Consider the following 13,010-nt stretch of genomic DNA (forward strand, 5'->3'; position numbering starts at 1 on the left):
CAATTCTACAATTCATACAATGCTACATAATTAATGTATCTTTTTGAAATTTGCACAATAAAAATCCCCTCAAAGCATAAGCTTCGAGGGGTGAGCCTGTTTTTTATTTAATTATATACGTACAGCTGTACCACTTACAGCAACCATTAACATTCCATCACGAACAACTTCATAATCTACGTCAATACCAACGATAGCGTTCGCACCTTTTTGTTTTGCAAGTTCTTTCATTTCTCCCATTGCAATATCACGAGCTTCTTTTAACTTGCTTTCATAAGCACCAGCACGACCACCGACAACATCACGAACTGAAGCGAATAAATCGCGGACAATATTTGCACCCATAATAGCTTCACCATTTACAATATCAATATACTCTATAATTTCTTTACCTTGAATTCCAGACGTTGTTGTTACAATCATGACTGACACTCTCCTAATAAGTTGTAGTTTTAATTAGCTTTCTTATGTCTTTATTATGACATGGAAAAAGTATCTAATCTATTGAATTACCTTACATGAATGTGACAATTTTGTAAGGGTGAAATATTATTTTACCTTTTCCTTACAATAACTACCTAAATTAACAGAATATTGTTATAATTAAATTAGAGGAGGAGATAAAATGAAAAAAATCACTTACATATGTGCTCTAAGTGTTCTATCTTTAACTTTAATAGGTTGTACAAGCACTTCTACTACAAATAATACTCCAAAAACTAAGCAAGAAAATACGAAAAATGCCATTCAATTAAACTCTGCAGACATTACAAATATTGAGTTACTTAGAACAACAAGTAATACTAGTTCCAAATCTCAAACAGATAACGAGGAAATGATACAATCAATCGCTTCAGCAGTTCAAAACGGAACACCGAAAACAATCACATTAGATCAAAAAAAGAAACAATCTGCGCATTCTACTATAACCGTTACATATAAAGATGACTCAAAAGAAGAATTTCTTGTGTGGGTTGATAATAAAGAACAAATTATGATCGCTAAAGATGAGAAGAAAGATAAAGTAGAAGGTGTGACATTGAACATTAAAGACGCTAAAATGATGAAGGATTTCTTTAAAAATGACAAAACGTAAAAAGAACCCCCCTCAACTTAAGGGTTCAAAATTAGCACAAAATTTCGTTCAGAAACACTATAAAATTCCAGCCTAATAGGTCAGTGGCGAGACCGTATATTATTAAACTTAAAATGTTTCAAATCGAAGGAAGACACCTTATAAGGTGTCTTTTCTTTATTTTCAAAAGGACCTGCTCCATTCATAAATGCATAAAGTAAATTGAATCCGTTAAAACACATGAGTGAATCTTTGTTTTCCCCCTCCTATCTAAAGGAGGAACTGTTATGGGATTTGGTGGTAGTTGTGGCGACTGTTGCTTCGCTGGAGGATTTGCTTTATTAGTTGTATTGTTTATTTTATTAATCATCGTTGGAGCTGCTTGCTTCTGCTAAAAAACTATCGGAAAAGATCCCCTTGCTAAACAAAAAATAAAATAAGCTGCCCATATGGACAGCTTATTTACATAATTATCGTTATTGGAAGTTAATTAATTTTTTCTACGTACCCAAAAAAGGAAATGACCTAGTAAAAAGAGGGGTTATCAATGCACTCACATTCAAGAATAATTGACCTTTCCTTATAAAAAATCCTTTTTATATTGGATAGCCATGTAAATTCCAGCAGCTAAAATTGCTAGCGTATATTTGAATAAGAAAAAAATGTTCCACATGTAGTCTTTTGGAAAAATCATGTCACATAGCATAATTGCACACAGCATAAAGCAACTGCTTTTCAAAAAGATTGTATTTGTTCGTTCGTCGTCTTTTCCAATCTTCTTATAAAATACATAAGCAAAAATCAAACTACCCATGAGCAGTAAAAAACCAACTCCAACGAGACTATTCCAATTTCCTGTAGATTGTTCAGCCCAGGATTTTAAAGGGTAAAAAATTGCATTAGGTATATCTGAGATCGACTTAATTTCCATTTTTATCATTTCCTTTCAGATAAGTAAAAATATCGTTTACATCAACATTAAAAAATTCGGCAATTCGAAAAGCTAACAGCAGAGTTGGAATATAATTTCCTTTTTCCATTACGAAGATGGTTTGTTTGGAAACTCCGACTTTTTCTGCTAATTCTTGCTGAGACATTCTGGCAAGTACACGATATTCATAAACCTTATTTGATATTGAATCACCAAAATCTTTCTTCATGACCATCACCTCTTGAATTAAATTATAAACTAATTTTTTACAAAAAGTAAAGTAAACTTATATAAAAGTATAAAATATTTTTATTTTTAATTAGATTACTTTGATTTAACAAGAGCCAGAATGCAGAAATAACCTGATAAAATTCATGATTTCGTCAGGTTCACATGCAATAGGTATAATGTCTTTAGCAGAATAAATTATGTTTCAAAAAAATATAGAGGATTCTGAATAATAAAAGGTATCTGGATTCAGATGTTCTTTAATTTGACTTATGAATAAAGATTCATGTGTAGTTAACATAACGTCCTATTATCGGTAGCAATAATAAGGAGGACCCCTAATCTCACAAGTAAATCTCCTTTTTTTGTTCTATGGATCTATGCATTTTTTTATACATTCCTATCCTGGCGCGGTTTTAGGGTTCTCGTTTGTTATTGGATTAGCCGAAAAACTGTATAAAATCTTGCATGCTCTTAGCGGGGTGCCGCCACATGCCCATCAACTTAAAAATGAAAACAAAGTGTACTTTCATTTTGTGGAGGTAAAGCATTCCTAAAATAGAAGCATACTCTTAATAATATGCATACCAAATAAACCCTAACGGGTTTCCTTTTTTAAATTATGCAACTTTCTTTTGTTTTTTCAACCCATTATACTCATAAACAACACCCATAATATCAAAAACAGTCTTCTTCTCATATCGATGAGATTTTCTCCCGTTCTTCTGTAGGAGGTGGAACAGGCTGATTAGGATCTTTGTTATTTCTTGGATGTTTTGTTGTATGGCTTGATACAAACTTGATAAGTGATCTTGAATCATTCCAATTGCTTTATATTCACTTAATTCTTGTTTCTTCTTTTGTAAAATTAATTGTCGCATCTTAAACATAGTAGAAGAACATAGAAAAATGGCAATGAGTTTTCCATAAACATGGCATTCTAATCGCTCTTGTTTAATATGTTGCCAATGATGAATTTGAAATAAGGATTTCCAAGTTTTAAAAATGATTTCAATTTGCCAGCGGAGAGAGTAAAAATTATGGATTTGTTCCATCGGAGCAATCTCCCAAGGTGTATTGGTAACATATAGGTTCATGCCAGCTAATCGTTTGCTTTTTTCCGAATATGTAATCCCTTTTTTACTTTCTGTGTACACTTGTTTTTTCATACGCTTACGAAGTTGTTTTTCTGTTAATCGATACATAATCACCCGAGTGAATAGTTTTTTATCCTTTCCAATATAAGCTTCTTTTATTTCATAGGACTGTCCTGGTTTTAAGGTATCCATGATGTGCTCTAAATCAACTTTGATGTACTGAGATTGTTTTTTTATTGTTCCGTTTCGAAAGTATTCAGGAAATTCATTTTTGACATATACCCTATTGTTTAATTTGAGTCGCGATATATAGTACACACCACGTTGATCCATTTGATCTAAATCATCCAGTGAATAATAGCCTAAATCCCGGATACATAGGTCACCAGGGCGTAATGTTGATAAACACTCTGTTCCAAAGGTTTTATCATTATTTTTCCCTGGTTCCACTTGGAAATTTAAAAACTGACCACTATGTAAATCATATTCTAACTGGATTTTTATACCCGCTGTTTGTGCACAACCACCTGATCCAGGATATACATTGGCCAAGTGTTTTGGTACGTGAAAAATGGTTGCATCTAAAATACGAATTCGCTGAAAATAGGTAAGTGAAGCACTTGGAATTGCTGACTTTTCACAAACTTTATTTTTTAATAATGTGGAGAAAATATGTTTCAAAAAGAACACTGCCTTTTTATTAAAGCGCTTATTTAGTCCTTCAGGACTCATAAGAGTTCCTGTTGATGCATGTAGCTGACTACACAATCGGACTAATGAATCACTCGCTACTCGTTGACTAATCCAGACACATATAGTAGCTAAATCATACCCTGAAAATTTACGTTTTCGCTTTACAAAACCTAGCTCTCTAGCGAGATTTTCCAAAAATGAAGGGGTAAGATGTTCATATAATTCTTCAGCAAATAATTGTAATTCGTCAGAAATTGATAGATACATACAAAAACGCCATCCTTTCCTATGATTCTACAGAAAGAATAGCGTATTTTTTGGTTCTGGTGCAAAGGTAATGGAAAAGAAAATATAACATATATATTTCTAGCATAATGGTAGGATAATCCTGGTTCCTCATCATTTCTACTAAATTACGAAAAATTAAGTTGTACCGTACCAACGTACAGTTAACAAAATAATATCTTGCTGATAATGCTTCCATTTGAACAAATTTTCCTTTTCCATACCGATCACACATCTTTTGTAGAGTAATAGTATCAGCATATCCCAGTTTAAGAGGTTACTTACAAAACATTTAGAATTTTTTTGTGAGAATCCTCCGAAATATAATACAGACTTTAAATATTTTCATTTATAATTCTCTATTTGTCTATACTTTTCATATCGCTGTTGTATAAGCTCTTCCGAGGATAATAGTATCAATTTTTTTAGAGATGATTCGATTACAGATTCAATCATTTTTGCCTGTGATTTTATATCATTTTGTGCTCCACCTTTAATTTCAGGAATGATTTCATCAATAATTCCTAAATGTTTTAAATCTTTTGCTGAAATTTTCATATGTTCAGCAGCTTCTGGAGCATACTTAGCGTCCTTCCATAGGATAGATGCTGCTCCTTCTGGCGAAATTACCGAGTACCATGAATACTCTAACATATGGATATGGTTACCGACACTAAGGCCAAGAGCTCCACCACTTGATGCCTCTCCAATTACAATACAAACAATTGGCACTTTAAGTGTAGCCATTTCAAATAGATTTCGAGCTATCGCTTCAGAAATTCCACGTTCTTCAGACCCTTTCCCTGGATAGGCGCCTATTGTATCAATAAATGTAATAATAGGGCGATTAAATTTATCAGCTTGTTTCATAAGTCTTAGCGCTTTTCTATAACCTTCTGGATGTGCCATTCCAAAATTTCTTTCTATACTTTCCTTTGTATTTCTACCTCTTTGATGACCAATAACCGTAACGGGCATCCCTTTAAATTTTGCAATACCACCTATCATTGCTTTATCATCACCATATAATCGATCACCATGAAGTTCGAGAAAGTTTGTAAACAATAAAGGTATATAGTCCAATGTCGTGGGCCGGTTACGTAGCCTTGCAATTTGAACTCGTTGAAAAGGTGTAATATTAGAATAAATTTTATCTTGCATTTTATTTAAACGTTTTTCTAATACATGAATTTCTGACGATAAATCTACATTATTTTCTTTCATAATTTTCTTTAATTCATCAAATTTCTCTTTTAATTCAATAATAGGACGTTCGAAATCCAAACTCATTTTATCCTCCAAATGTTATGATTTACCTCACTCTAATCAAAAGGCTTAGAAATAGAATCAATAAATAATTCAAAACCATCCACAACTATTTTTTGTTCTGATTCTGATAAATTATTGAGAATACTTTGATAAAATGTAATGGATTGCTCTCTTAAGCAATTAACAGTTATGTGACCTTTTTCTGTGAGGTGCAGAAAAAGTTCTCTTCTATTTTTTTCATTTACTTCACGATAAACAAGCCCCTTTTTTACTAACTTATCTACCAATCTACTTACAGTTGAAGTCTCTAATCTAAGTTTATTGGATAGTTGCCAAACAGTTAATTTTTCCACCTCTAGTTCCTCTAACGCCATCATTTGAGAAGTTGGTAAAGGTTTTTCAAATGGTCCATTGGGCAAATTTTGAGATTCAAAAACCCCAGTTATTATAATCATTTTCTTAATATCTGTTCTTAGTTTTAAGGCATCTTCTCTTTTCAAAAAGGTCACCCTCCTACAACTAATGTATCATACATCAATTGTATTATACATGAATATGATTTTTTCACAAGCTTAACGTAAGCCAATATTACAACATGGACGAGATATTTCTTCTTGTTAAAATGGTATAAGTGGATTGTTTTCTACAAATGGCAGAACATCAATTATGTATCAGGGGCCTTTATGGGGTACCGCTCATCGCAATCAAGCTAAGAAAATAAAACTACCATAAAAACGAAATTTTGTGACAACTTGCAACAAAAAACTCATAATTTTTGGGGGAATTCTAAATTCTTAAGTTGATGGGCATGGGGTGCCGCCAACAAAACGCAATTTCGTACGCTAAGAAAAAAGCCTTGCTACATAGGTAATGTAGCAAGGCTTTTTTAAGTTGTTTAATTCTCGCTCCACTATCGGCTTTGTTAACTAACACTTTAATTGTTTTAACAGCCTTTTGTTTAATTCCCACAATGCTGTTTTGTTACTATCCCATTTCAAAAGTGTTACTGCTTCCTCAAAGCACAGCCATTTATAATTGAAGTGTTCTTTGGATAATTCAATATTTTTTGTAGGAACTTTAACTCCAAAAGAAAATTCTTTTATTACATAAACATCTTCTCCCCAAAGAAATCCACCAACTACATCCTCTACTGGTAGTGAAGACACAGAATCTAGTTTTATATATGGACATTCTCTTATAATACCAGCCTCTTCAAACGCTTCCCGTTTTGCTGATTCAATAGGAGTCTCACCATCTTCTCCACCACCAGCTATTCCTTGCCAATAACCATAATCACTTCGATTAAAAATAGCATATTGAATGGAATCGTCAGTTTTTATATAAGGAAATATCAATACTTGATACGGTGCTCTCATTGCTTAACCTCCTTCCGAAAAAATATGAACAATTTATTCACTAACTTGCTATTTTAGTAAATAAAGTATTTGCATTTAAACTTTATAAAACTCAAATGTATTTTTTTCTAAACGTATTGTTTCATTGGAATTTTTGATAATAATATTAAAACGTTGACTATACGGATGCATAAACACTTCATACTGAATCCGACGTTCTTCATGAGACTTCCTTAAGTAATTAATATCGGCTCCTCTTTCAATAATATCACGGCTAGACCTTCTCATTAATTCTGTTTCTCCATCTGTATAGAAGTAAATTTTCAAATCAAATAAATTTGGATTATATTTACTTTTTCAGCTATTTTAGTAGCTGGTTATGCTGTTTTCCAATATTTTATTATGGATGGATTTCAAGCAGGGTTTATTCAAATGAAGCTTATGTTTCTATCTAAAATGAGTGCATTTTGGTACATTATGTTATTTATACATATTGCAACTAGTGTAGTAGCATTAGTAATTGGTCCTTTTACATTATCCACAAAATTTAGAGAAAAGAATATCAGTCGCCATCGAATGATTGGAAAAATCTATATGATTGGTGTATTATTTGGCGGCGTTTCAGGACTTTATTTATCCTTTTACGCTACGGGAGGATTAGTAGGAAAGCTTGGTTTCGGTTTGTTATCCGTATTTTGGCTAACATCGGCATATCAAGCATTAAATAGAGTTAAGAATAAAAAAATTCAAGACCATCGGAATTGGATGATCAGAAATTATTCCTTAACCTTTGCGGCAGTTACATTAAGAATTTGGCTACCTTTATTTGTATTGCTATTTGGACTGAAGCATTTCGAACTTAGTTATGCTGTTATTGCTTGGTTAGCGTGGGTGCCAAATTTAATCATTGCAGAATTATTTATAAGACAAAGTCTTAATAAAGGACAACAACAGAAAAATGCTGATTTACAACGTTAAGGAAATTTCAATATTAAAAAGCCTAATTTCTCAATTAAATATGAAGAAATTAGGCTTTTTTCATTTAGTGATGAAACCCATTATCACATTTCGTATCATGTGGCATAGGCCCGTCCAGGGAATCCAGAAAGGCAACGGTCTGTTTGAGGTTCCTCAAAAATAAATGCGCGAGATCCATGGAAAATCCATTTCGAACCACAACGCGCATAATCGTCACCGCTTCCATATCTGGAGGCAATGGATAGGCGGGTACTTGCCAGCCGAACACACGCAATTGTCGAGATAAATCATAAAGATTCCAGTTTAATGTGTAACCATCTTTCAGTCGCCAAGCGAAAACCGGAATATCCGAACCATCGGACAAAAGTTCGAACGGTTCCATCTTCTGAATCTCCTTGCTAAGAAAAAGAGCGACTTTCTGAGAAGCCCTTTGGACATCATAGTACCCACTTTTTCCTAAACGCAGGTAATTGTAATATTGCAGGAGCACTTGTGCGCCAGGACGAGAGAAATTCAGGGCAAAAGTCGGCATGTTCCCGCCCAAATAGGAGACGCGGAAGATTAGATCCTCAGGGAGATCTTCAGCTTCCCGCCAAATTATCCAACCCAACCCAGGATAGACTAATCCATATTTATGTCCGGATACATTGATGGACTTCACCCTCGGTAATTGAAAATCCCAGACTAAATCTGGTTGAAGAAACGGTGCTATAAATCCCCCCGAAGCCGCATCCACATGCATGGGAATGTCGAGGCCCGTCCTCTCCTGTAAATCGTCCAACGCTTTCGCAATGGCGGCAACCGGTTCGTAAAGCCCGGTATAAGTCTCACCGAGAATCGGTACTACACCAATCGTATTTTCATCCACGGCAGCGAGGACCCCCTGAGGATCCAAGCGGGGATGCTCTGGGCTAACCTTCACATAGCGTGGTTCAACCTCCCAATAGTTCGCGAATTTTTCCCAAACGACTTGAACAGCAGAACTAAACACAATATTGGGCCGATCCACCGGCTTCCCTTCGCTTTTGCGTGCATTTTGCCAGCGTCTCTTTAACGCAAGCCCCCCGAGCATACATGCTTCCGACGATCCAGTTGTTGAAACGCCCATAGTCGTAAGGGGGGTGGGCGAATGCCAGAGGTTGGCTAAAATGCGGACACACCGCTCCTCAATTTCGGCTGTCTGTGGATATTCATCCTTGTCAATCATGTTCTTGTCGAATGATTTGGCATATAAGTGCTCTGCGGCAGGCTCCATCCATGTGCTAACGAATGTTGCAAGATTCAAGCGGGCATTGCCATCAAGAGCAATTTCATCATGGACGATTTGATACGCTGTTTCTGGTAACATGCCTTCATCAGGCATGTGAAAGCGCGGAACGACTGATTCTCCTTCGCGGGCAAACAGAGGATTTACAGAAAATTCGTGAGGCAGCTCCATTTGCACGTGACGCGGTAGATATTGTGGATTATCTGGCATGATCTCTTTTCCTTCGTATGCATCGTTTTGAACTTTTGCTTTTCGATCCTGTGGCATACAAGTCCCCCTTAATTAATTTTTTAACAGACATATTATTTACAAAAAAGCAGTTGTTAAACCAAGGGGACAATTCTAATAAAAGGTGCTGCCACCATTCGAATTAAAGGAGAATCCATGAATGGACTTGCAAGAGCTATTTTCTTCGGTAAACAAGGTGAGCTTAGGAAACGAACCATACAGCATCAATTGCAAAGGGCCAGTGCCTTAAACATAATTATCAATGCCATCAGTATCTGGAATACTTTACATCTAACAAAAGCAGTTAAATATCAAAAACGGATAGGTAGTTTTAATGAGAACTTATTGCATCATATGTCACCTTTAGGTTGGGAACATATCAATTTACTAGGAGAATACCATTTTAATTCAGAGAAAGTGGTCTCATTAGATTCTCTAAGACCATTGAAATTTTCTTAGCGTTGTTAAAAATAGGGGAATCGTCTTGGAAATGGGCTTAGCGTTGTAAATCCGCATTTTCCTGACGGTCCCCCATGCCCATCAGGCTAAGAAAAAGAATTTTCCCCATAACGAAAAAACAGCTTATTTTTGATGCATATTCATAAAAAGCACGTCTCTCTTTCTCGTTAACATAAGAGAAAGAGAGACGTGCTTTTAACTTTAAGAATAGCCTAAATACCTAAGTTAATGGATGTGTGGTAGCATCCCCATAAAAATGGGTGTGCCAAGAGCTTAAACAAGTGAATGAATGATAATTAGCTGACCATCCACTCCTAAAATGATTCGTATTGTATCTCAAATACCAGAACACATCAAACAAAAGGGGATACTTACAGTTAAATAGTTTACCAAGGCAAAGCTCCAGTATCATCGAAAAATTGCCCCGTAGGTCCATTATCCGGGAGAGTGGCAAGGCGAACGACCACTGTTGCGGCTTCTTCTACCGTACGTGTTCCTTGAAAATGATTCAAATCCGTTGCTGTAAAGCCCGGACAAGCCGAGTTTACTTTAATCGGTGTGTCTTTCAGCTCGTGGGCCAAATGAACGGTAAGTTGATTAACCGCAGTTTTGGATGAGTTGTAAGCCAGCGCCTTTGCATTATAAAATTCAAAGGAGGGATCGCTATGTTTCGTTAATGACCCCAACGCGCTGGACATGTTCACAATTCGGCCGGCATGAGACTTGTGAATGAGCGGGATCATTGCTTTGGATACAGCAAACATGCTGAAGAAGTTTGTTTCGAAGGTTTCTTTCAACAGGCTTATGTCCAAACCAAGTGTAGAGGTTCTGTCCAGTGCCACACCTACATTATTAATTAAAACGTCTAATTTACCATACCGCTCTTCTATTTTCTTGGCAGCGGAGTCTATGGAGGCCTGATTCGTGACCTCGATTCTGATGAAGTGAGCATCCGATCCTGCAGCTTGCAATTTAGCTGCGGCCTCTGTTCCTCTTTCTGTATTCCTTGCTCCTACCAATATGGTGAAGCCTTGTGCTCCCAACTGTCGAGCTGTTTCAAATCCAATTCCTTTGTTGGCCCCAGTTATCAGTGCAATTTTATTTTGTCCTTCAGAAATCATCAAGTAATCCTCCTATTAATTATTTTGACCTACTCTATCTCGTACTCCGAACTTCTCACCATGGACCAATTTATAATCGATAAGATCCAGTATTTTTTGCAGTTCCTCCATTTGACTTTTAATATTTTTTTTGTAATCCTGAAGCATGTCGTATAGTTTTGAAACCGACTTAATGTCACTTTCAAGAGAAAACTGCAAATAAGGCTTCATCTCGTTCAATGACATACCTGTTTTTTTCAAGCAAGTAATCATACTGAGGGTATCTTTGTCAGCTGAACTATAGACACGATGACCATTTGCTTTCCGTTTAGCATGTGGAAGTAATTGAATCTTCTCGTAGTAACGAATCGTGTCCTTACTCAGTCCAGTTTGTTCCGCTATTTGCTTTATAGAGAATGTATCCCCCACCTATCATCACCTACTTTCCGATGTGCGCAAGCTTATGATACAACTTGGAGTCAACTCCAAGTCAAGCGTTTTTTTACTCTTCAGACCACCGTTGAACTTGACCATTAAAAAACTTAATGTCAACAATACGGATACTAAGGAAAATAAAAAAAACAGTGACCTTAAAAATAAACTTCAGTCCAAAATATTATCTTTATATTCAAATTCAAGTAAGTATCACTTCTTCTCATTGGGTACCGACACATGCCCATCAAGCTAAGATAAATTTATGAATTTAAAATAGAGTCACGATGTTTTTAAAAAAAAGACGCGAAGTTTTGAATAAAGTTGCGATGCTTTATCTCTTCAATTAAAGAATTTCAAATGAGTTTTGACCAAATTTTTTTATAAAACTGAAAGCTTTATTCCATTAGATTGTTAAAAATCATCATCCAAGTACATCTCATCTATCCTCCATTCCCACATTGGATTAAGTATTCCCCAATACCAATCATTTTCGTTTTTTACATATTAGGGGTCACCATACATCGCTATCAAGCTAAGATAAATTTGTATCCATATAATCAAAAAAACGCTATTCTTTTTGTAGAAATATACAGAAAGGATGGCGTTTTGTATGACTCTATCGATTCAAGATGAGTTTCATTTATTCGAGATTTAGGATACTTTTCTCTAAAGGATTTAGACCAGATGGATCAACGAGGGGTATTCTATGTTTCACGGTTGAAATTAAATAATAGAGTATATGTGAAAAATGAATCGCCCGAATTCTTTCGGGATGGGACAGTTAAAAAGCAATCTTTATATGTTTTACTTGACCTTGAAGATATCATGCATCAGATAAAACCAGGAGATACTTATAAAATTCGAGATGCCTATGTTGGGCAACAAAAATTACCCTCACGAGTTGTAATATACAGACTCACATCAACTCAAATTCATAAACGTAGGAAACAGCAATCTCATGTTGAAAAGAAAAAAGGACGGAAATCCCATCGATATGAGAAAAAGACCGTCTTTGATATTTTAGGTGTCGTTTATCAGCTTACTGTATCCAAGCTAAAGCAGATTCTCCGATTAGAAGGCGTAACACATCTCAACCATATAGATGTGGCGTTGCTTTAATCTAGCCAAACAAACGATCTCGATTCTCTTGTATTTGTACACTAACAATCTGGTGAAAATAAATGATTCTGTTTTATAGGACGTGTTTACTTAATGTCCAATACATATTATTAAAAGTAAAGTGGTTCAAGTCGGAGGAAGGCGCCTTAGGATCTCTTTTCTTTATTTTCAAAAGGACCTGCTCAATTATTGCGTAAATACATAAAGTAAATTGAATCCGTTAAAATACATGAGTGACCTCTTGTTTTCTCCTCTTATCAAAGGAGGAACTATTATGGGCTTTGGCGGTAGTTGTAGTAGTAGTTGTGGCGGCGGCTTTGCTTTATTAGTTGTATTATTTATTTTATTAATCATAGTTGGAGCTTCTTGCTTCTGCTAAAAAACTATCGGAAAAGACACTCTTATATGAGTGTCTTTTCTTTATACGTTAAAAAATCCCACCTATTTCCGTAGGCGGGCTCTATCTTTATTACACAATACCAAAGTATACT

14 protein-coding genes and 4 pseudogenes are annotated in these 13,010 nt (G+C 35.4%); 6 read left to right on the forward strand and 12 right to left on the reverse strand.

Translation table 11 applies throughout. From position 1 onward, the window contains the following. Nucleotides 1-111: 111 nt before the first annotated feature. The gene (locus tag ACE38F_RS22930) at nucleotides 112-423 is read right to left on the reverse strand and encodes a heavy metal-binding domain-containing protein (protein ID WP_000637508.1); all 312 of its coding nucleotides are present in this window, start codon (nucleotides 421-423) and stop codon (nucleotides 112-114) included. A gap of 202 nt (nucleotides 424-625) precedes the next feature. Here ACE38F_RS22930 and ACE38F_RS22935 point away from each other — a divergent pair, with 202 nt between their 5' ends. Next, nucleotides 626-1,096: a hypothetical protein gene (locus tag ACE38F_RS22935; protein ID WP_375370327.1), complete on the forward strand. Its 471-nt coding sequence runs from the start codon at nucleotides 626-628 to the stop codon at nucleotides 1,094-1,096. Between the two features lie 266 nt (nucleotides 1,097-1,362). Then, nucleotides 1,363-1,470, forward strand: coding sequence for a YjcZ family sporulation protein (locus ACE38F_RS22940; RefSeq protein WP_375370328.1), 108 nt, complete (start codon nucleotides 1,363-1,365; stop codon nucleotides 1,468-1,470). A gap of 185 nt (nucleotides 1,471-1,655) precedes the next feature. Here ACE38F_RS22940 and ACE38F_RS22945 read toward each other — a convergent pair whose 3' ends face one another. The 8 genes and pseudogenes from ACE38F_RS22945 to ACE38F_RS22980 all read right to left on the reverse strand — a co-directional run. Next, complete coding sequence (locus tag ACE38F_RS22945; RefSeq protein ID WP_375370329.1) at nucleotides 1,656-2,006, reverse strand: DUF2178 domain-containing protein; 351 nt, start codon at nucleotides 2,004-2,006, stop codon at nucleotides 1,656-1,658. After that, nucleotides 1,996-2,235, reverse strand: a complete 240-nt coding sequence (locus ACE38F_RS22950) for a helix-turn-helix transcriptional regulator (protein ID WP_215571514.1) — start codon at nucleotides 2,233-2,235, stop codon at nucleotides 1,996-1,998. The genes ACE38F_RS22945 and ACE38F_RS22950 overlap by 11 nt, the downstream gene beginning before the upstream one ends. A 619-nt stretch (nucleotides 2,236-2,854) precedes the next feature. After that, nucleotides 2,855-4,291 carry an IS4 family transposase gene (locus ACE38F_RS22955; RefSeq protein ID WP_375370330.1) on the reverse strand — a complete coding sequence of 479 codons (1,437 nt, stop codon included), beginning with the start codon at nucleotides 4,289-4,291 and terminating at the stop codon, nucleotides 2,855-2,857. Nucleotides 4,292-4,412: 121 nt separating this feature from the next. Next, nucleotides 4,413-4,531: pseudogene (locus ACE38F_RS22960) on the reverse strand (IS6 family transposase); the annotation flags it as partial. A 123-nt stretch (nucleotides 4,532-4,654) separates the two neighbouring features. Continuing rightward, nucleotides 4,655-5,599, reverse strand: coding sequence for an acetyl-CoA carboxylase carboxyltransferase subunit alpha (locus tag ACE38F_RS22965; RefSeq protein ID WP_002162311.1), 945 nt, complete (start codon nucleotides 5,597-5,599; stop codon nucleotides 4,655-4,657). A gap of 32 nt (nucleotides 5,600-5,631) precedes the next feature. Then, nucleotides 5,632-6,078, reverse strand: a complete 447-nt coding sequence (locus ACE38F_RS22970; RefSeq protein ID WP_002095873.1) for a MarR family winged helix-turn-helix transcriptional regulator — start codon at nucleotides 6,076-6,078, stop codon at nucleotides 5,632-5,634. Between the two features lie 426 nt (nucleotides 6,079-6,504). Next, the gene (locus ACE38F_RS22975; RefSeq protein WP_199675584.1) at nucleotides 6,505-6,954 is read right to left on the reverse strand and encodes an NUDIX hydrolase; all 450 of its coding nucleotides are present in this window, start codon (nucleotides 6,952-6,954) and stop codon (nucleotides 6,505-6,507) included. Nucleotides 6,955-7,029: 75 nt separating this feature from the next. Further along, nucleotides 7,030-7,278 (reverse strand): annotated as a pseudogene (locus ACE38F_RS22980) (phosphoribulokinase); the annotation flags it as partial. A 57-nt stretch (nucleotides 7,279-7,335) separates the two neighbouring features. On the opposite strand from ACE38F_RS22980, the gene ACE38F_RS22985 reads away from it, so the two are divergent. After that, entirely contained in the window at nucleotides 7,336-7,911 is a 576-nt protein-coding gene (locus tag ACE38F_RS22985; protein WP_375370331.1) for a DUF2306 domain-containing protein, read from the forward strand. Between the two features lie 64 nt (nucleotides 7,912-7,975). Here the strand turns inward: ACE38F_RS22985 and ACE38F_RS22990 are convergent, their stop codons facing one another. After that, nucleotides 7,976-9,445 (reverse strand): glutamate decarboxylase, encoded by a 1,470-nt coding sequence (locus ACE38F_RS22990; protein WP_375370332.1) that lies wholly within the window; start codon nucleotides 9,443-9,445, stop codon nucleotides 7,976-7,978. Between the two features lie 105 nt (nucleotides 9,446-9,550). Here ACE38F_RS22990 and ACE38F_RS22995 point away from each other — a divergent pair. After that, nucleotides 9,551-9,865: pseudogene (locus ACE38F_RS22995) on the forward strand (Tn3 family transposase); the annotation flags it as partial. A gap of 386 nt (nucleotides 9,866-10,251) precedes the next feature. Here the strand turns inward: ACE38F_RS22995 and ACE38F_RS23000 are convergent. Together ACE38F_RS23000 and ACE38F_RS23005 are read right to left on the reverse strand one after the other, a co-directional pair. Further along, nucleotides 10,252-10,986: an SDR family oxidoreductase gene (locus ACE38F_RS23000; RefSeq protein ID WP_375370333.1), complete on the reverse strand. Its 735-nt coding sequence runs from the start codon at nucleotides 10,984-10,986 to the stop codon at nucleotides 10,252-10,254. A gap of 15 nt (nucleotides 10,987-11,001) precedes the next feature. After that, complete coding sequence (locus ACE38F_RS23005; RefSeq protein ID WP_375370334.1) at nucleotides 11,002-11,394, reverse strand: MerR family transcriptional regulator; 393 nt, start codon at nucleotides 11,392-11,394, stop codon at nucleotides 11,002-11,004. Between the two features lie 648 nt (nucleotides 11,395-12,042). On the opposite strand from ACE38F_RS23005, the pseudogene ACE38F_RS23010 reads away from it, so the two are divergent. Further along, nucleotides 12,043-12,378: pseudogene (locus ACE38F_RS23010) on the forward strand (transposase); the annotation flags it as partial. A 415-nt stretch (nucleotides 12,379-12,793) separates the two neighbouring features. After that, entirely contained in the window at nucleotides 12,794-12,898 is a 105-nt protein-coding gene (locus ACE38F_RS23015) for a YjcZ family sporulation protein (RefSeq protein ID WP_076535851.1), read from the forward strand. Nucleotides 12,899-13,010: the final 112 nt, after the last annotated feature.

The sequence above is a fragment of the Bacillus altaicus genome (assembly GCF_042136375.2).
Lineage (GTDB): Bacteria > Bacillota > Bacilli > Bacillales > Bacillaceae_G > Bacillus_A > Bacillus_A cereus_U.

Excerpts from the sequence above, each read along its gene's own strand:
- ACE38F_RS22935 (WP_375370327.1), top strand. The coding sequence starts at position 626 with ATGAAAAAAATCACTTACATATGTGCTCTAAGTGTTCTATCTTTAACT.
- ACE38F_RS22975 (WP_199675584.1), bottom strand. The coding sequence starts at position 6,954 with ATGAGAGCACCGTATCAAGTATTGATATTTCCTTATATAAAAACTGAC.
- ACE38F_RS22955 (WP_375370330.1), bottom strand. The coding sequence starts at position 4,291 with ATGTATCTATCAATTTCTGACGAATTACAATTATTTGCTGAAGAATTA.
- ACE38F_RS22965 (WP_002162311.1), bottom strand. The coding sequence starts at position 5,599 with ATGAGTTTGGATTTCGAACGTCCTATTATTGAATTAAAAGAGAAATTT.
- ACE38F_RS23000 (WP_375370333.1), bottom strand. The coding sequence starts at position 10,986 with ATGATTTCTGAAGGACAAAATAAAATTGCACTGATAACTGGGGCCAAC.
- ACE38F_RS22940 (WP_375370328.1), top strand. The coding sequence starts at position 1,363 with ATGGGATTTGGTGGTAGTTGTGGCGACTGTTGCTTCGCTGGAGGATTT.
- ACE38F_RS22945 (WP_375370329.1), bottom strand. The coding sequence starts at position 2,006 with ATGGAAATTAAGTCGATCTCAGATATACCTAATGCAATTTTTTACCCT.
- ACE38F_RS22930 (WP_000637508.1), bottom strand. The coding sequence starts at position 423 with ATGATTGTAACAACAACGTCTGGAATTCAAGGTAAAGAAATTATAGAG.
- ACE38F_RS22985 (WP_375370331.1), top strand. The coding sequence starts at position 7,336 with ATGGATGGATTTCAAGCAGGGTTTATTCAAATGAAGCTTATGTTTCTA.
- ACE38F_RS23015 (WP_076535851.1), top strand. The coding sequence starts at position 12,794 with ATGGGCTTTGGCGGTAGTTGTAGTAGTAGTTGTGGCGGCGGCTTTGCT.
- ACE38F_RS22950 (WP_215571514.1), bottom strand. The coding sequence starts at position 2,235 with ATGAAGAAAGATTTTGGTGATTCAATATCAAATAAGGTTTATGAATAT.
- ACE38F_RS22990 (WP_375370332.1), bottom strand. The coding sequence starts at position 9,445 with ATGCCACAGGATCGAAAAGCAAAAGTTCAAAACGATGCATACGAAGGA.